At 72.5% G+C, this 15956-nt stretch carries 12 protein-coding genes; 8 read left to right on the top strand and 4 right to left on the bottom strand.

Going from position 1 to position 15956, the window contains the following annotated elements; all coding sequences use genetic code 11:
- Window positions 1–50: 50 nt before the first annotated feature.
- Window positions 51–662, bottom strand: a complete 612-nt coding sequence (gene atpF / locus ACL02T_RS12875) for a F0F1 ATP synthase subunit B (RefSeq protein WP_412830910.1) — start codon at window positions 660–662, stop codon at window positions 51–53.
- Between the two features lie 126 nt (window positions 663–788).
- On the opposite strand from atpF, the gene ACL02T_RS12870 reads away from it, so the two are divergent.
- Window positions 789–1925 carry a pyridoxal-phosphate dependent enzyme gene (locus ACL02T_RS12870; RefSeq protein ID WP_412830909.1) on the top strand — a complete coding sequence of 379 codons (1137 nt, stop codon included), beginning with the start codon at window positions 789–791 and terminating at the stop codon, window positions 1923–1925.
- Between the two features lie 105 nt (window positions 1926–2030).
- Here the strand turns inward: ACL02T_RS12870 and ACL02T_RS12865 are convergent, their stop codons facing one another.
- The 3 genes from ACL02T_RS12865 to ACL02T_RS12855 form a co-directional block, all read right to left on the bottom strand.
- Complete coding sequence (locus ACL02T_RS12865; RefSeq protein WP_412830908.1) at window positions 2031–3512, bottom strand: amidase; 1482 nt, start codon at window positions 3510–3512, stop codon at window positions 2031–2033.
- 40 nt (window positions 3513–3552) lie between these two features.
- Window positions 3553–4878, bottom strand: coding sequence for an MFS transporter (locus ACL02T_RS12860; RefSeq protein WP_412830907.1), 1326 nt, complete (start codon window positions 4876–4878; stop codon window positions 3553–3555).
- A 96-nt stretch (window positions 4879–4974) separates the two neighbouring features.
- Window positions 4975–6246: a M18 family aminopeptidase gene (locus tag ACL02T_RS12855; protein ID WP_412830906.1), complete on the bottom strand. Its 1272-nt coding sequence runs from the start codon at window positions 6244–6246 to the stop codon at window positions 4975–4977.
- Between the two features lie 18 nt (window positions 6247–6264).
- Between ACL02T_RS12855 and mftG the strand changes: the two genes are divergently transcribed.
- The 7 genes from mftG (at window position 6265) to ACL02T_RS12820 (ending at window position 15953) form a co-directional block, all read left to right on the top strand.
- Window positions 6265–7737, top strand: a complete 1473-nt coding sequence (mftG, locus tag ACL02T_RS12850; RefSeq protein WP_412830905.1) for a mycofactocin dehydrogenase MftG — start codon at window positions 6265–6267, stop codon at window positions 7735–7737.
- Window positions 7738–7813: 76 nt separating this feature from the next.
- On the top strand, window positions 7814–8185 hold the full coding sequence (locus ACL02T_RS12845) for a hypothetical protein (protein WP_412830904.1): 372 nt from the start codon (window positions 7814–7816) through the stop codon (window positions 8183–8185).
- A 71-nt stretch (window positions 8186–8256) separates the two neighbouring features.
- The gene (locus tag ACL02T_RS12840) at window positions 8257–10302 is read left to right on the top strand and encodes a M3 family metallopeptidase (RefSeq protein WP_412830903.1); all 2046 of its coding nucleotides are present in this window, start codon (window positions 8257–8259) and stop codon (window positions 10300–10302) included.
- Between the two features lie 775 nt (window positions 10303–11077).
- Window positions 11078–12169 (top strand): helix-turn-helix domain-containing protein, encoded by a 1092-nt coding sequence (locus ACL02T_RS12835; RefSeq protein ID WP_412830902.1) that lies wholly within the window; start codon window positions 11078–11080, stop codon window positions 12167–12169.
- Window positions 12170–12309: 140 nt separating this feature from the next.
- The gene (locus ACL02T_RS12830; RefSeq protein ID WP_412830901.1) at window positions 12310–13239 is read left to right on the top strand and encodes an alpha/beta hydrolase; all 930 of its coding nucleotides are present in this window, start codon (window positions 12310–12312) and stop codon (window positions 13237–13239) included.
- A 105-nt stretch (window positions 13240–13344) separates the two neighbouring features.
- Window positions 13345–14976 carry a flavin-containing monooxygenase gene (locus ACL02T_RS12825; protein ID WP_412830900.1) on the top strand — a complete coding sequence of 544 codons (1632 nt, stop codon included), beginning with the start codon at window positions 13345–13347 and terminating at the stop codon, window positions 14974–14976.
- Between the two features lie 32 nt (window positions 14977–15008).
- The gene (locus ACL02T_RS12820) at window positions 15009–15953 is read left to right on the top strand and encodes an alpha/beta hydrolase (protein WP_412830899.1); all 945 of its coding nucleotides are present in this window, start codon (window positions 15009–15011) and stop codon (window positions 15951–15953) included.
- Window positions 15954–15956: the final 3 nt, after the last annotated feature.

The following is a 15956-nucleotide window of genomic DNA, read 5'->3' as shown; positions in this document are numbered from 1 at the left end:
GGAACCCCGCCGCAGACGGGCGGCGGGGTTCCTCGGTGACGGGTCGTCGCTCAGTTCGTGCTGGAGCGCTGCGAGCCCTCCAGCTCGGCGAGGTGCCGGTCGATCGCGGACGCGCCGCCGGCGCTGAGCGTGCTGCCCAGGATCCGCTCGGCCATCTGCGACGACAGCGCGCCCAGGTCGGCGCGCAGCGCCTGCGCGGCGGCGGACCGCTGCCCGGCGATCTCCTCGGCGGCGGCGGCGCGGATGCCGGCGGCCTCCTGCTCGGCCTCGGCTCGCAGCCCGGCCTTGACCTCGGCACCCTCGGCACGGGCCTCGTCGCGGATGCGGGTGGCCTCCGCACGGGCCTCGGCGAGCTGGTCCTCGTACTGCTTCTTGAGCTCCAGCGCCTCGGCGCGGGTCTCCTCGGCCCGGGCGAGCCCGCCCTCGATCCGGTCCTCGCGCTCGGCGTAGAGCTTCTCGAACTGCGGGAAGACCAGCTTCGCCAGCAGGAAGTAGAGCGCACCGAACCCGATCAGCCCGACGATCATCTCGGTGGTGTCCGCGCCGAGCGGAGCGCCGAACCCGGTGATCACGAAGAACAGCAGAGCGAGCAGCCCGAGGGCCACGATGGCGGACACCACCGTCGCCGCGGCCGTGTGCCGGCCGGAACCCTGCGATGACATACGGCCCCCTGAGGTCGTGGATCCGGTACGACGCTATGGTGCCCGACCCGGTTCGCGCCACTGCGAACAGGGTGCGGATTCCGGCGATCCGGGCGCGCCCCGCCGCCGTGCGCGAGGATGGCGGCGATGCTCCTCGACAGGTCCGGCCGCCGCTACCCGCTCGGCGAGCCCCGCTGGTGCGGCGACGACGGCTCGCCGCTGATGGTCGAGCCGCAGCCCGGCATCACCCGCGACCAGGTCGACCCGGCCGTCCGCTCCCAGTGGCGCTACGCCGCGGCCCTGCCGCTCGCGCTGGAGCCGGTCACACTCGGTGAGGGCACGACTCCTCTCGTGCCCCACCGGGTCGGGGACCTGGACCTCGGCCTGAAGCTCGAGTGGTTCAACCCCACCGCGAGCTTCAAGGACCGCGGCAGCTCGGTGATGGTCTCGCTGCTGCGGGCCCAGGGCGTGGACGCGGTCCTCGAGGACAGCAGCGGCAACGGCGGGTCGTCCGTCGCCGCCTACGCCGCCGCGGCCGGGATCGCCGCCACGATCCTCGCGCCGGCGTCGACCTCACCGGCCAAGATCCAGCAGAGCCGCGCGCACGGGGCGACCGTCGACCTCGTCGCGGGCACCCGGCAGGCGACGGCCGACGAGGCGGTGCGCCGCTCCGGCGCGGTCTTCTACGCCAGCCACAACTGGCACCCGTTCTTCCTGCAGGGCACGAAGCTGCTGGCCTACGAGATCTGGGAGGACCTCGGCTTCACCGCGCCCGACGCCGTCGTCCTCCCGTGCGGCGCGGGCAGCCTCGTGCTGGGCTGCCACCTCGGCTTCGGCGAGCTGCTCGCGGCCGGCGCGATCGACCGCCGGCCCCGGCTGCTGGTCGCCCAGCCGCGGCACTGCAGCCCGCTGGTCGCGGCCTTCGCGGCGGGGGAGGAGACCGTCGCCCCCGCCACCTGGCCCCGCACGATCGCCGAGGGCACGGCGATCGCGCGACCGGTGCGGGACCGCGAGGTGCTGGCGGCCGTGCGCGCCTCCGGCGGCGCGATGGTGGCGGTGCCGGAGCAGGAGATCGGCCCGGCGACCCTCGCCCTGGCCCGGCGCGGCCTCTACGCCGAGCCGACGAGCGCGCAGGTCCTCCCCGCCGTCCGCGCGTTCCGGGCCCGCGGCGCGCTGCACCCCGGCGAGCGGGTCGTCGCCGTGCTGACCGGCTCGGCGCTCAAGGCCGCCGACGCCGTCCGGCAGCTGCTCCGGGCGGGCTCGACCGAGCAGGCGGTGCCGTAGGCGCACACTCCGGCGTCGGCCTCCCCAATCGTGTGTACGTCAAAGACCCACCTGGTGCCGGCTCCGTCGCGGTTCCATGCTGGTCGCCAGCCGGAAGCCACCGCGTCAGGGGGAGCTGACGCGACTCTCGCCGCCCCCGGCGCCCCGCACGGGCGCCGGGGGCGACGCACGTGAGGCGACCGACGGGGGTCTGCGCTCGCCCACCCGCGTGGCCCGTTCGAAGGCGTGCGCGGCGTGCAGCAGCGCCGCCTCGCCGCGGTGTGCGCCGACCAGCTGCAGTCCGACCGGCAGCCCGTCGGGGGTGAAGCCGGCGGGCACCGAGATCGCCGGGTGGCCGAAGGCCGAGATCAGGTAGGCCGAGCGCATCCAGTCCAGATAGGACCCCTGGGCGACGCCCGCGATCTCCGTCGGGTACTCCAGCTCCACCGGGAACGGGGGGACCTGCGAGACCGGCAGCGCCAGCAGGTCGTAGCGCTCGGAGAACCGGCGCATCCGCTGGAAGAGGGCGGAGTGCAGGATTTCGGCGCGCGCGACGTCGGCGCCGGTGAGCCGCCTGCCCTCCTCGATGTTGCCGACGAGCGTGGCCTTCATCCGGTCGCGGTGGCGCGCCAGCAGCGGTCCCATCGACACCGCGAACGTCCAGGCCCGCAGGGTGCGGAACACCTCGTCGGCCCCCCGCAGGTCAGGGTCGGCACGCTCGACCGTGGCGCCCAGCTCCTCGAGCACCCGCACCTGCGGCTCGAGCGCCGCCGTCACCGCCGCGTCGACCGGGATCGTGCCGCCGAGGTCGGGCGACCAGGCCACCCGCAGCCCGGCGAGGTCCCGGCCCAGGGGCACGTCGAACACCGAGCCCGACTGCTCGATCGCGATGGGGCTGCGGGGGTCCGGGCCGGCCATGACGGACAGCAGCAGCGCGACGTCGGAGACCGTGCGCGCCATCGGACCCTGCACGGCGAGCGTGGAGTAGGCCAGCTCGGCGGGGTAGGACGGCACGCGGCCGGGCGCCGGACGCAGGCCGACGACGTTGCAGAACGAGGCCGGGTTCCGCAGCGAGCCGCCCATGTCGCTGCCGTCGGCGAGCGGGTGCATGCCCGTGGCCAGCGCCGCGGCGGCGCCGCCCGAGCTGCCGCCCGCGCTGCGACCCAGGTCGTAGGGATTGCGGGTGGCGCCGAAGAGCGGGTTGACGGTGTGCGAGCCGGCCGCGAACTCGGGCACGTTGGTCTTGCCCAGGGTGATCGCGCCCGCCGCCCGGATGCGCTCGATCACGAGCTCGTCGGACGCCGGCACCTCGTCGGCGTGGATCGGCGAGCCCTTGGTGGTGCGGATCCCGGCGGTGGCGTGGGTGTCCTTGTGCGCGATGGGGATGCCGTGCAGCGGCCCGACCGGCTCGCCCGCCACCAGCCGCTCGTCGGCCGCGGCGGCCTCGGCGAGGGCCTTCTCCGCCACCAGCGTGACGACGGCGTTGACCGCCCCGTTGCACGACGCGATCCGGTCGAGATGGGCCCCGACCAGTTCGCGCGCCGAGATCTCCTTGCGGCGCAGCGCTGCCGCCATGCCGCGGGCGGTCTCGAAGCAGACGTCCGTCACGGGCACGGACCGTATCCCCGGCCGCCCGGTCCGCCCGGTCCTACCCCTGTGTCACGGCAGCCTCCACCGACCGCTCGTCGGTCAGCGCCCGCCGCGGCATGACCAGCAGCGCGATCATCGCGATGACGCAGCAGATCACGATGTACCAGGCGATCCCCGTACTGGACCCGGTGTTCTTGAGGATGTAGGCGGCGATCAGCGGGGCCGGCCCGCCCGCGATCACCGAGGCCAGCTGGTAGCCCAGCCCGGCGCCGCTGTAGCGGATGTTGGTGCCGAAGCTCTCCGCGATCAGCGCGGCCTGCGGCCCGTACTGCATGTCGTGGAAGATCAGCGAGAGCACGATCGCGAGCAGCACCAGCACGCCGACGCGGGTGTTCAGCAGGCCGAAGTACGGGAAGGCGAACAGCCCGGTGCACACGATGCCGATGCCGTACATCGTCCGCCGGCCGATCCGGTCCGAGAGCCAGCCGAAGAAGGGGACGCTGAACAGGCCGATCGCGGCGGCGACCAGGGTCGCGTTGAGCAGCGAACCCCGGTTCAGCTGCAACTGCTGGGTGCCGTAGCTGAGTACGAAGGTGATGAACAGGTAGAACGGAGCCTGCTCGGAGAGCCGCACGAAGGCCGAGCTGAGGATCTCCCGCCACTGGGTGCGGAAGGCGTCGACGATCGGCATCTTCACCACGGTCTGCTTCGCCTTGACCGCGGCGAACTCCGGGCTCTCCAGGACCCGGAGCCGGACGTAGAGCCCGACGCCGACCAGCACCACACTCACCAGGAACGGCACCCGCCAGCCCCACGTGAGGAAGGCGGGGCCGGTGGTCGCGGACATGAGCTGCACCAACCCGGTGGACAGCAGCAGTCCGACCGGGACGCCGAGCTGCGGCCAGCTGGCCATGAACCCGCGCTGCCTGGCGTGCCCCCACTCCATCGCGAGCAGCACCGACCCGCCCCACTCGCCGCCGACCGCGACGCCCTGCACGATCCGCAGGACGGTCAGCAGGATGGGCGCGGCGAGGCCGATCGCGGCGTAGGTCGGCAGCAGGCCGATCAGCGCGGTGCCGATCCCCATCAGCAGCAGCGTGATGATCAGCGTGGACTTGCGGCCGATCCGGTCGCCGTAGTGCCCGAAGATCGCCGCGCCGATCGGCCGGGCCGCGAACCCGGCGAACTGGGTCCCGAAGGCGAGCAGGATCCCGACGTACGGGTCCTCGCCCGGGAAGAAGAGCTTCGGGAAGACGAGCGCGGCCGCCGTCCCGTAGAGGAAGAAGTCGTACCACTCGATCGTCGTGCCGACGGTCGAGGCGAAGACCGCCCGCCGCCGCTGGGATCTCTGGATCGCCTCGTTGTCGACAGCACTGTCGCTCATCGGTCTGCTCCCCGTCGTCGCGGAATAGACGCGCTGACGGTGGCGCGCGGTCGGTGCGCCGTCAAACGGAAGCGTGACAGGAGTCGGGTGCGTCCGTTATGACGGGTCCGACAGGAAGGCTGCACCCGCGGTGGCCAGGTGTCCGGGGTCGTCGACGCCGCACAGCTCGCGGGCCGAGTGCATGGACAGCACGGGGATGCCGACGTCGACGGTGCGGATCCCGAGCCGGGTCGCGACGATCGGGCCCACGGTGGTGCCGCACGGCACGGTGTTCCTCCCGACGAAGAACTGGCTCGGCACGCCGGCGTCGCGGCAGGCCCGCTGCCAGGCGGCCGCCCCCGGGGCATCCGTGGCGTAGCGCTGGTTGGCGTTGACCTTCAGCGCCGGGCCGCCGTTGGGGATGCTCCGGTGGCCCGGTTCGTAGCGCTCCAGGTAGTTGGGGTGCGCCGCGTGGGTGACGTCCACGGAGAGGCAGCGCGAGGCCGCGAAGGCGCGGGCCCGGGCGTCGAACCCGCCGGCCAGCCGGGTCAGCAGGGTCTCCAGCAGCGGGCCCGCCGCGCCGGTCGCCGTGCCGCTGCCGATCTCCTCGTGGTCGAAGCCGACGAACACCGGGATCACCCCGGTGGTCGACCGCGACGCGGCGAGCAGGCCGGCCAGCCCGGCGTGCACCGAGGCCAGGTTGTCCAGCCGTGGGCAGGCGAGCAGCTCGCCCTCGCGGCCGAGCCGGGCGGGCGGGGTGAGGTCGTGGACCACGAGGTCGTGCGCCGCGACCTGCCGCGGGTCGATCCCGACCTCGGCGGCGAGGAACTCGACGAGGTCGCCCTCGCGGACGTCGCCGATGCCCCAGACCGGCAGCAGGTGCTGCTGGGAGTCGAGCGTGAGGCCCTGGTTGACCTGCCGGTCGAGGTGGATCGCCAGCTGCGGCACGCGCAGCAGCGGCCGGTCGACGTTCACCGGCACCACGGTCCCGTCGAACAACGCGAGCCGGCCCGCCAGCCCGAGGTCGCGGTCCAGCCAGGAGTTCCACAGCGCGCCGCCGTAGACCTCCACGGCGACCTGCCGCCAGCCCGCCGCCCCGGTGTCCGGGCGCGGCTTGACCTTGAGCGTGGGGGAGTCGGTGTGGGCGGCGAAGATGCGCAGCGGCGAGCCCGGCCGAGCGCCGTCGCCGACGTACCAGGCCAGCAGGGTGCCGTCCCGGACGAGGAAGCGCCCGCCCCGCGCGTCGTCCCACTCCTCGGTCTCCACCTGCTCGGTGAACCCCGACGCGCGCAACCGGCGGACGGACTCCGCCACGGCGTGGTACGGAGTGGGGGAGGCGGAGACGAAGTCGGCGAGGTCGCGCGCGGCACTGCTGTCCCGGGGGCTCACGTGCGGCATCCTCGCACCGTGACCGACCCCGGGTACGACGTGGTGGTGGTGGGCGCGGGCTCGGCCGGGTGCGCGCTGGCCGGACGGCTGGCCGAGCGCGGCGATCGCTCCGTCTGCCTGGTCGAGGCGGGCCCGGCCTCCCGGATGCCCGACGTCACCCGCGCGGCCTCGCTCGCCGCCACCGCCCCCGGACACCCCCTGAACTGGGAGTACACCGCCCGGCTGGTGCCCGGTCGGACGGTCTCCGTGCCCCGCGGCCGCGTGGTCGGTGGCTCCTCGGCGATCAACGGGTCCTACTTCGTGCGGGCGGTCCCGCAGGACTTCGCGGACTGGTCGGTGCCCGGCTGGTCCTACGACGACCTCCTCCCGTACTACCGGCGCTCGGAGGCCGACCTCGACGTGGACGGTCCACGGCACGGCAGGTCGGGGCCGCTGCGGGTGCGCCGGCCGGCGGGCACCCTGCTCGCCCCGGTCACGCCGGTCTTCCTCGCGGCGTGCGCCGCGCTCGGCTGTCCCGACGAGCCCGACAAGAACGCCGGCGGGCCGCCCGGGGCGGGGCCGATCCCGTCGAACGCCGTCGAGGGCGTGCGGATCAGCACCGCCACGGCGTACCTCCCGCCGCCGTGGGGCGCGGCGCCGCCCGTCCCGACGCTGACCGTGCGCCCGGAGGTCCGGGCCCTGCGCGTGGCGCTCGACGGGGACCGCGCCCTCGGCGTCGAGACGACGGCGGGCACGGTCCGGGCCGGCGAGGTCGTGCTGGCGGCCGGGGCCGTGGGCTCGCCCCACCTGCTCCTGCACAGCGGGATCGGGCCGGCGGCGGTGCTGCGGGACGCCGGTGTCCCGCAGCGGGCCGACCTGCCCGTCGGCCAGGGGTGGTCCGACCATCCCAGCGTCTACCTGCCCTTCCGGTGGCCCGGCCCGCCGCCGCACCCCGACGCCGTCGCGGGGCAGGCCGCGCTGAACCTCGACTCCGGCTCCGACCCGGCCGGCGACCTCGAGATCCTGCTGTTCGCGCGGCCGTTCGACGAGGGCGGCGACGTGCACCTGATGTGTGCCCTGCAGCGCCCCGAGAGCCGCGGCGACCTCACGATCACCTCGGCCGACCCGCTCGCCCCGCCGGTGCTCGACTACGAGTACCTGCGCACCGAGGCGGACCGCAGGCGGCTGCGCGCCGCGGTCCGGGTGGCCGCGGACCTGCTGCGGGCCGCCGACCTCGACCGCGCGGCCCCGGAGGGCTGGGTGCTGGGCAACGACGTGCGGCTCGACGGCTGGATCCGGGACGTCCTGACGACCTCGGTGCACCTGTGCGGCAGCGCCGCGCTGGGCCGGGTGGTGGGTCCCGACCTGCGCGTGCACGGGTTCACGAACCTGCGGGTGGCCGACACCTCGGTGCTGCCCGCTGCGCCCCGCCGTGGTCCGGCGGCCACCGCCGTGATGGTCGGCGAACGGGCGGCCGATCTGCTGGCCGGGCCGGTACGCACAAGTACGTAGTGCCCGCGCGGGCCGGCGCGCGTATGCCGGGTGGGCGTCCCGCCGCCGGGGCGGGCCCGACCCGAGGAGGACACCGATGTCGGAGACGGGCAGGACGAACATCGTCGTCATGTGGACGGTGGGCCCTGACGAGGTCGCGGAGGGCGACCGGATCTTCACGAGCCATGCGAAGTTCATGACCGGGCACCCACGGTCGGGTGAGGAGGCCCTGCTCTCGTACACGATTTCGAAGGGGCCCGAGCTGTCCGACCCCGTCGACCCGAACTCCGCGCCCACCGGCAACACGATCTTCGTGCTGTACGAGATCTACCAGGGCCCGGCCGGCGTGCCCGAGCACTGGCGGCTGGCGGTGCAGGACTGGGAGGACCTCCCGGCCTTCATGCAGTGGAGCAAGCGGAACAAGGTCTCCACGCTGCACGACGGCGTGGTGGTCCAGGCCCTCTGGTGATCCACCCCGGCGGCCCGGGCCCGGCGTGGACGGTTGCGTCCGGGTGCCCGGGCTGGGCCTAGCGTGAGGGGATGGCGAACCCCTTCCTCGCGCCGAGCGAGCTGCCCTACGGCCTCCCGGACTTCGCGGCGATCACCGACGAGGACTACCTGCCGGCGTTCGAGGCGGGGATGGCGGAGCAGCGGGTCGAGGTCGAGGAGATCCTGGACTCCGGCCCGCCGACCTTCGCCAACACCATCGAGGCCCTCGAGCTCTCCGGACGCACGCTCGACCGGGTCTCGCGGGTCTTCTTCAGCCGCGCCGGCGCGCACACGACCCCGCGGATCGAGGAGGTGCGCGCCGCCGTCGCGCCGATGCTCGCCGCGCACGCCGATGCGATCACCCTGGACCCGCGGCTCTTCGGGCGGATCGCCGAGCTGCACGGGAAGCGGGAGGAGCTGGGGCTCGACCCGGAGTCGCTGCGCCTGCTCGAGCGCCACCACCGGGACGCCGTCCGGGCCGGGGCGGAGCTGAGCGAGGCCGACAAGGAGCGGCTCAGCGCGATCAATGCCGAGCTGTCCTCGCTGTCGACGACTTTCAGCGCCCGCCTGCTCGCCGGGGCGAACGCGGCGGCGGTGCACGTCCACGACGTCGCGAAGCTCGACGGGCTCTCCCCGGGCGCGATCTCCGCCGCGGCCGCCGCGGCGAAGGACCGCGGACACGGCAGCGGCTTCCTGATCACCCTGGTGCTGCCCACCGGACAACCGGTGCTCGAGTCCCTCACCGACCGCGAGCTGCGCCGAGAGATCTTCGAGGCGTCGATCGGGCGCGGCGCGCAGGGCGACGAGAACGACACCCGGGACGTCGTGCTGCGGCTGGCGGCGCTGCGGGCGGAGCGGGCGCGGCTGCTGGGCTTCCCGAGCCATGCCGCCTACGTGATCGACGACAACACCGCCGGCTCGGTCGACGCCGTCGCCGCCATGCTCGCCGATCTCGCCCCGCCGGCGATGCGCAACGCCGACGCGGAGGCTGCCGATCTCGCCGCGCTCGCGGGGCACGCACTCGAGCCCTGGGACTGGGCGTTCTACGCCGAGCGGGTGCGGCGAGAGCGGTACGAGGTCGACGCCGCGTTGCTGCGGCCGTACCTGGAGCTGGAGCGGGTACTGCAGCACGGCGTGTTCCACGCCGCCGAGGAGCTGTACGGGATCCAGTTCCACGAGCGGCACGATCTGCCGACCTACCACCCGGACGTCCGGTACTGGGAGGTCTTCGACGCCGACGGCACCCCGCTCGGCCTCTACGGCGGGGACTACTACGCCCGCGAGTCCAAGCGCGGCGGCGCCTGGATGAACGCGCTGGTGCCGCAGGCCGGGCTGCTCGGCACCCGGCCCGTCGTGATGAACACGCTCAACATCGCCAAACCCGCCGAGGGCGAGCCGACGCTGCTGACGATCGACGAGGTCCGCACGCTGTTCCACGAGTTCGGGCACGCGCTGCACGGGCTGTTCTCGGCCGTCCGGTACCCGACCTTCTCCGGGACGTCCGTGCCGCGGGACTTCGTCGAGTTCCCGTCGCAGGTCAACGAGATGTGGCTGGAGCGCCCGGAGATCCTCGGCCGCTACGCACGCCACCACGGGACCGGCGAGCCGCTGCCGTCCGAGCTGCTGGAGAAGCTGCTGGCCAGCCGGGCCTACGGGGAGGGTTACCGGACCACCGAGTACCTCGCGGCCTCGCTGCTGGACCAGGCCTGGCACACGCTCGGCGTCGACCACACCGTCGGCGGTGCCGACACGGTCGATGCCGTCGAGGACGTGCTCGCCTTCGAGGCCGAGGCGCTGCGCAAGGCCGGGATCGCGCACCCGCTCGTCCCGCCGCGCTACCGCAGCACCTACTTCAACCACGTCTTCGCGGGCGGGTACTCGGCCGGCTACTACTCCTACATCTGGTCCGAGGTGCTCGACGCCGACACCGTGGAGTGGTTCGCGGAGAACGGCGGGCTGCGGCGGGAGAACGGCGACCACTTCCGCCGCCGGCTGCTGTCGAAGGGCGGCAGCGTCGACGCGATGGAGGCCTACCGCGCCTTCCGCGGCCGCGACCCCGAGATCCGCCCGCTCCTCGAACGCCGCAACCTCACCTGACCCGCGAGTCGCGGTCTCGGCTTCGGTGAGTCGCGCTCTCAGCTCCCGCGAGTCGCGCTTTCGGCTTCGGTGAGTCGCGCTCCGGGGGTCGAGACCGTGAAGCGGACACCGCGACTCGCGGGAGCCCAGACCCCGACTCGCGGATGACCAGCATCAACACCCTCAACCGCGTCGAGCGCGCCTGCGCCCGACTCCACCACGACGGCCAGAAGACGAGCTCCCCACCCTGCGCACCGCGGTCGAAGCCATCGCCGATCGAGTACGCAAACACGAAGAACAACTCCGACGCCTCGCCCCCACCACGAGTGAAGCGTTAACCGGCCAAACATCGAAAAGTAAGATAATTAGCCGGATAAGCGCTCGACAACGCACCAATGGAGTTCACGATCGGGCTGCACAAGTCCGAACTGATCACGCCGTACGCCCATTCCCGGAACTGGAGCGGCCTTCATGAGGTGGAGCGGGAGACCGCCGAGTGGTTCACTGGTGCAACTGTGCGGGGCTCCACTCTTCTGCTGACCGTATGCCCCGGATTGAACGGGAAATGGTGTACGCTACGACCATCGCGCAACAGGGTGGCTCATGCTCGGCAGACCCGTACCCGCTCCTTCCTCTCGACACCCTGTCGCGACCGAGACGTGATCAATCCGCGCGGCTTCTTATTGCGTCAGGCGGCATTCGGCGGGTGTTTCAGGCGCGTCTGGTCACCACGCTGCAACCCGTTGCCGGTCGAGCGCCTTCCGCAGCAGGGTGTGATGCGCTTAATGTGAGTGTCGTGTATGGCCTGCTGCTGCGACTGTCCGCACTTGACGCGGACGCCGCCAGCGCCTTACGGGTGATCGGCTTCTTCGACGTGCTGGTCGAGCAGGGCGCCGCGGTCGATGTGGTTCTCCAGCGCACGGCCGCGCTGGCGGGGTGTGCTGTGGGGCTCCGGCGGACCGATACCCCGCAGGGGCGGCGGGCCGACGTGAACACGCCGGTGCACGACGGGACGCCCCCGATCTGGGCCCGGGTCCGCCCGGTGCCTGTGGACCACGAGATCTGGCTCGAGCGTTTTGGGACGCCTCTACCATTGGACGATCTGCTGCTTGAGCGCTTCGCCCTGACCACCTCGGTCGCGCTGAGTCGGCGGCAGCGCGACGTCGAGAATCTGGACGACGCGTCGTTGCTCCGCCTCGCCGTCGATGCCACGGCGGACGAAATGCGGCGCCGCCGGGCGCTTGTCCGGTTGGGCCTTCCGCCCACCGGGCTGGTCCACACGATGGCCGCCGAGGGCGCGCCCGCGCTCATCGACAAGCTGGCCGGGTCGGCGGGTCCCCTGCTGGCCCGGGCCTCAGTGGGGATGGCGCACGCCTTGGTGTCGGCCTGCCCCTTCGCCGAGGACCTGAGCGTGCCCGTCGGCACCCGCGTGGGGATTGCCTCGCCACACCCCGCCGCGTCTCTGCCCACCGCCTGGCGGGAGGCGAGCATCGCCCTGCGGTTCGCGCTGCCGAGCCGGCGCGATTTCCCGCCCTACTCCCTTGACGAGGCGGTCGCGGTTCGCTATCCGGCCCTGGGCGGGTTCGGGGCGCTCGCGGAACGGATGTCCCCGGAGGCGATCAACGAGGTGGCAGACGTCCAGGCCCTAGACGAGTTGGCGAGCGAATCCGCGGGGGAGGAGGTGCTCCACACTCTGGAGGTCGTCGCCTCCACCGAGTCGATGCGCCGTGCGGCGACGATCCTGCATCTGCACCACAACTCGGTCGCCCATCGGGTGACCCGGGCGGAGAAGGTGCTGGGCTTTTCGCTGGGCGAGCCTTACGCGCGGTCCCGGCTGATGCTCGCCCTCGTGCTGCGCAGGCTCCGTGACTCGGCCGGTTTCGCCTGAGCCACGGGGCGCTCGGGCGCCATGTGGCGCCCGGACGGGCCAGATCGGCGCCACGTGACCCATGACACGCGGCCATCCGGTGGCCATGCTGAAGTCGGCGGGCAGACCGGAGTTGCCGCCCATCGCCGAGGAGCGTTCCGATGACGTATCGCTTCGATCCCGAGCTTGCGCCCTGGATAGCAATGATGCCGACCTTCGACATCACGGACCCGGTCGCGGCGCGCGCCGAGCTGGCCGAGCAGGTGCGCCAGGGCCCCCCGTACGCGCCGTCGCAGCCGTTAGCCATCGTGGACCGGACGGTGCCCGCTCCCCGGGGCGCTCCCGACGTGGCGGTGCGGATCTACACCCCCGAGCGGCGGCCCGCCACGTTGCCGGGTCTCCTGTTCCTCCACGGCGGGGGATTCGTCGTCGGGGGCTTGGACGGCGAGGACGGGCGGGCCCAGGAGATCGCGGCCGGGGCGGACGTTGTTGTGGTGTCGGTGGAGTACCGTCTCGCCCCGGAGCATCCCTTCCCGGCCGGGCTCGAGGACTGCTATCTGGCGCTGTGCTGGTTCTCCTCGCACGCCGCCGAGCTGGGGGTGGACCCCCGACGCATCGGGGTCGGGGGCGGCAGCGCGGGGGCCGGCCTGGCTGCTGCGGCGGCGTTGTTCGCCCGGGACCGGGGCGGACCCGCGCTGCGGATGCAGTACTTGAGCGTCCCGGAGTTGGACGACCGGCTCGACAGCCACTCGATGACCCTCTACACCGACACCCCGATCTGGAACCGGCCGAACGCCGAACTGTCGTGGCGCTACTACCTCGATGGCCAGGAACCGTCCCCGTACGCTGCGCCCGCGCGGGCGGCGGACCTTCGTGGCTTGCCCGCCACCTATGTCGAGGTGTGCGAGTTCGACCCGTTGCGGGACGAGGGCATCGCCTACGCGCAACGTCTGAGCCAGGCCGGGGTTCCGGTCGAGCTGCATCTGTATCCCGGGACGTTCCACGGGTCGTCGCTGGTTACCGAGGCGGCCGTCTCGAGGCGGATGGCATCGGACAGCCGCACGGCGATCCGCCGGTTGTTGCACGACTGAGCGGGCTTCGGAACGGGCCCGCCGATCGATCAGTGGAACCCGTCGCCGAACGGCGCAGCGCCGCCGGGCGGAGCCCTCATCACCGCACGCATACGAGAGGACAGCATGAACGACACTAGTTCGGGCCCGGAGATCTTGGACGTCCTGGTGATCGGGGCCGGGTTCGCCGGCCTGCACATGGTCTACAAGCTCCGGGAAGAGGGTTTCTCGGTGCACGGCCTGGAGGCGGGCTCGGGGCCAGGAGGTACGTGGTACTGGAACCGCTACCCGGGCGCCCGGTGCGACTCGGAGATCATGTACTACTCGTTCTCGTTCCTGCCGGAGCTGGAGCAGGAGTGGCCGCTGCTCGAGCGGTACCCCGAGCAGCCGATGATCCTCCGCTACCTGGAGCGGGTCACGGACGTGCTCGACCTGCGCAAGGACTTCACCTTCGACACCCGGGTGAACAGTCTGACCTACGACCAGGCGGCGAACCTGTGGACCGCGCGCAGCGAGGCCGGTGGCGAGTGGACGGCGCGGTTCGTCGTGACCGCGGTCGGGTGTTTGTCCGCGGCGAACGTCCCGGACATCCCGGGGGTCGAGACGTTCGCCGGACGGTCGCTGCACACCGGTGCTTGGCCGCACGAGCCGGTCGACTTCACCGGTCAGCGGGTGGGCGTCATCGGTACCGGCGCGTCGGCGATCCAGGCGATCCCGGTGATCGCGAAACAGGCGGATCATCTCACGGTCTTCCAGCGGACCGCACAGTTCACGATCCCCGCTGCCAACGGCCCGCTCGATCCGCGGTTCGTCGAGATGTGGAAGCAGAACTACCCGGAGTGGCGTCGGCGTGCGCGGCACTCCGCGGCGGGTGTCCCGTACACCGCCATGGATGTGTCGGCGCTGGAGGTCTCGGAGGAGGAGCGGCGGGCCCGGTACGAGCAGACCTGGCAGGAGGGCGGGTTCCTCTTCTCCCTCGGCACCTACAACGATCTGCTGACGGACGAGCAGGCCAATGCCACGGCGGCGGACTTCGTGCGGTCGAAGATCGACGAGCTCGTCGACGATCCCGAGGTGGCGGAGAAGCTGAAGCCGTCGGGGTACCCGATCGCGACGAAGCGGCTGCCGCTGGACACCGACTACTACGTCACCTACAACCGCCCCAACGTCACCCTCGTCGACCTGCGGCGGTCCCCGATCGAGGAGATCACCGAGAAGGGCATCCGGACCGGCGACGAGCTGCACGAGCTCGACATCCTCATCTACGCGACCGGCTTCGACGCGCTGACCGGTCCGCTGACAGCGCTCAACATCACCGGTCGCGACGGACGCTCGCTGACCGATGCCTGGGCCGAGGGCCCACGCACCTACCTCGGACTGGCCGTTCCCGGCTTCCCGAATCTCTTCACCATCACCGGCCCGGGCAGCCCCTCGGTGCTCAGCAACATGCCCGTGTCGACAGAGCAGCACGCCGAATGGATCGGCGACTGCCTCGTCCACCTGCGCGAGCGGGGCATCGACCGGATCGAGGCGACCCCGGACGCCACCGACGAATGGACCGACCACGTGCAGGAGGTCGCGTCCGAGACGCTCTACCCGCGTGCCGCGTCCTGGTACATGGGCGCCAACATCCCCGGCAAGCCGCGCCTGTTCCTGCCCTACGTCGGCGGCGTCGGCGTCTACCGGGACAAGTGCGACCAGGTCGCCGCGGACGGTTACGTCGGCTTCGAGCTCGTGCCCGGCGGGGCACTGGTCTGAGCGCATCCGACGATCGGAGAAGGAGGAGCACGATGGCACTCGACGAGGCCACGACGGGCCTGCTCGCGCAGCTGGCCCAGCTGGACGCGAAACCGCTGCACGAGATGACCCCCGAGCAGGCCCGCGACTTCACGGCGTCGCTCAGCGAGCAGACGGGCCCGGGACCGTCGGTGCACCGGGTCCGCGACACGCGCGTGCACGTCAGCGGGGGAGCGGTACCCCTCCGCATCCTGACCCCGTCCGAGCACCCGCGGGGGGTGATCGTCTGGTACCACGGCGGCGGCTGGGTGATCGGGGGGATCGACGAGGCCGAGCCCCTCGGCCGGACGATGGCCGCGCGCACCGACTGCGTCGTGGTCCTGGTGGACTACCGGATGGCGCCGGAGTACCGCTTCCCGACCGCCGTCGACGACGCGTGGGCCGCGCTGCGCTGGACCTTCGACCACCTCGACGACCTGGTGGGCGGGCCGGCGCCGGTGATCGTCGCGGGGGACAGCGCGGGCGGCAACCTCACGGCGGTCGTCGCACAGCGGGCCGTCCGGAAGGGTGGGCCCGCGCCCGCCCTGCAGGTCCTCGTCTACCCCGTGACCGACTGCGACCTGTCGACGACGACCTACCAGGACCCGGAGAACCAGCTGCTCCTCAGCCGGGACAGCATGATCTGGTTCTGGGACCACTACGCCCCGGACCCCCTCTCCCGGGAGCACCCCGACGCCGCGCCTTTGCGCGGTGACTTCCTGCGGCTCCCCCCGGCGGTGGTGCTCACCGCGGAGCACGACGTGCTGCGCGACGAGGGCGAGCTGTACGCCACCCGGCTGCTCAAGGCGAACGTCCCCGTCCGCCACCGCCGCTTCAGCGGTCAGATGCACGGCTTCTTCACCATGATCGGAGCACTGCCGGGAGCCGACGCCGGCATGGACTACGTCGTCGAGGCGATCGACGCGGAGCTGAAGGCCGGAGCGGCGGAGGCCGGCTGAGGA

Source organism: Pseudonocardia oceanicola, assembly GCF_047200735.1.
Taxonomy (GTDB): Bacteria; Actinomycetota; Actinomycetes; order Mycobacteriales; family Pseudonocardiaceae; genus Pseudonocardia.
Note: the sequence above shows the minus strand (reverse complement) of the source record. Positions and strands in the feature narration are given on the sequence as shown.

What these genes read in the sequence shown, in the direction of transcription:
- ACL02T_RS12860 (WP_412830907.1), bottom strand. Translation starts at nt 4,878, where the DNA reads ATGAGCGACAGTGCTGTCGACAACGAGGCGATCCAGAGATCCCAGCGG.
- ACL02T_RS12840 (WP_412830903.1), top strand. Translation starts at nt 8,257, where the DNA reads ATGGCGAACCCCTTCCTCGCGCCGAGCGAGCTGCCCTACGGCCTCCCG.
- ACL02T_RS12820 (WP_412830899.1), top strand. Translation starts at nt 15,009, where the DNA reads ATGGCACTCGACGAGGCCACGACGGGCCTGCTCGCGCAGCTGGCCCAG.
- ACL02T_RS12830 (WP_412830901.1), top strand. Translation starts at nt 12,310, where the DNA reads ATGACGTATCGCTTCGATCCCGAGCTTGCGCCCTGGATAGCAATGATG.
- atpF (WP_412830910.1), bottom strand. Translation starts at nt 662, where the DNA reads ATGTCATCGCAGGGTTCCGGCCGGCACACGGCCGCGGCGACGGTGGTG.
- ACL02T_RS12870 (WP_412830909.1), top strand. Translation starts at nt 789, where the DNA reads ATGCTCCTCGACAGGTCCGGCCGCCGCTACCCGCTCGGCGAGCCCCGC.
- ACL02T_RS12845 (WP_412830904.1), top strand. Translation starts at nt 7,814, where the DNA reads ATGTCGGAGACGGGCAGGACGAACATCGTCGTCATGTGGACGGTGGGC.
- ACL02T_RS12825 (WP_412830900.1), top strand. Translation starts at nt 13,345, where the DNA reads ATGAACGACACTAGTTCGGGCCCGGAGATCTTGGACGTCCTGGTGATC.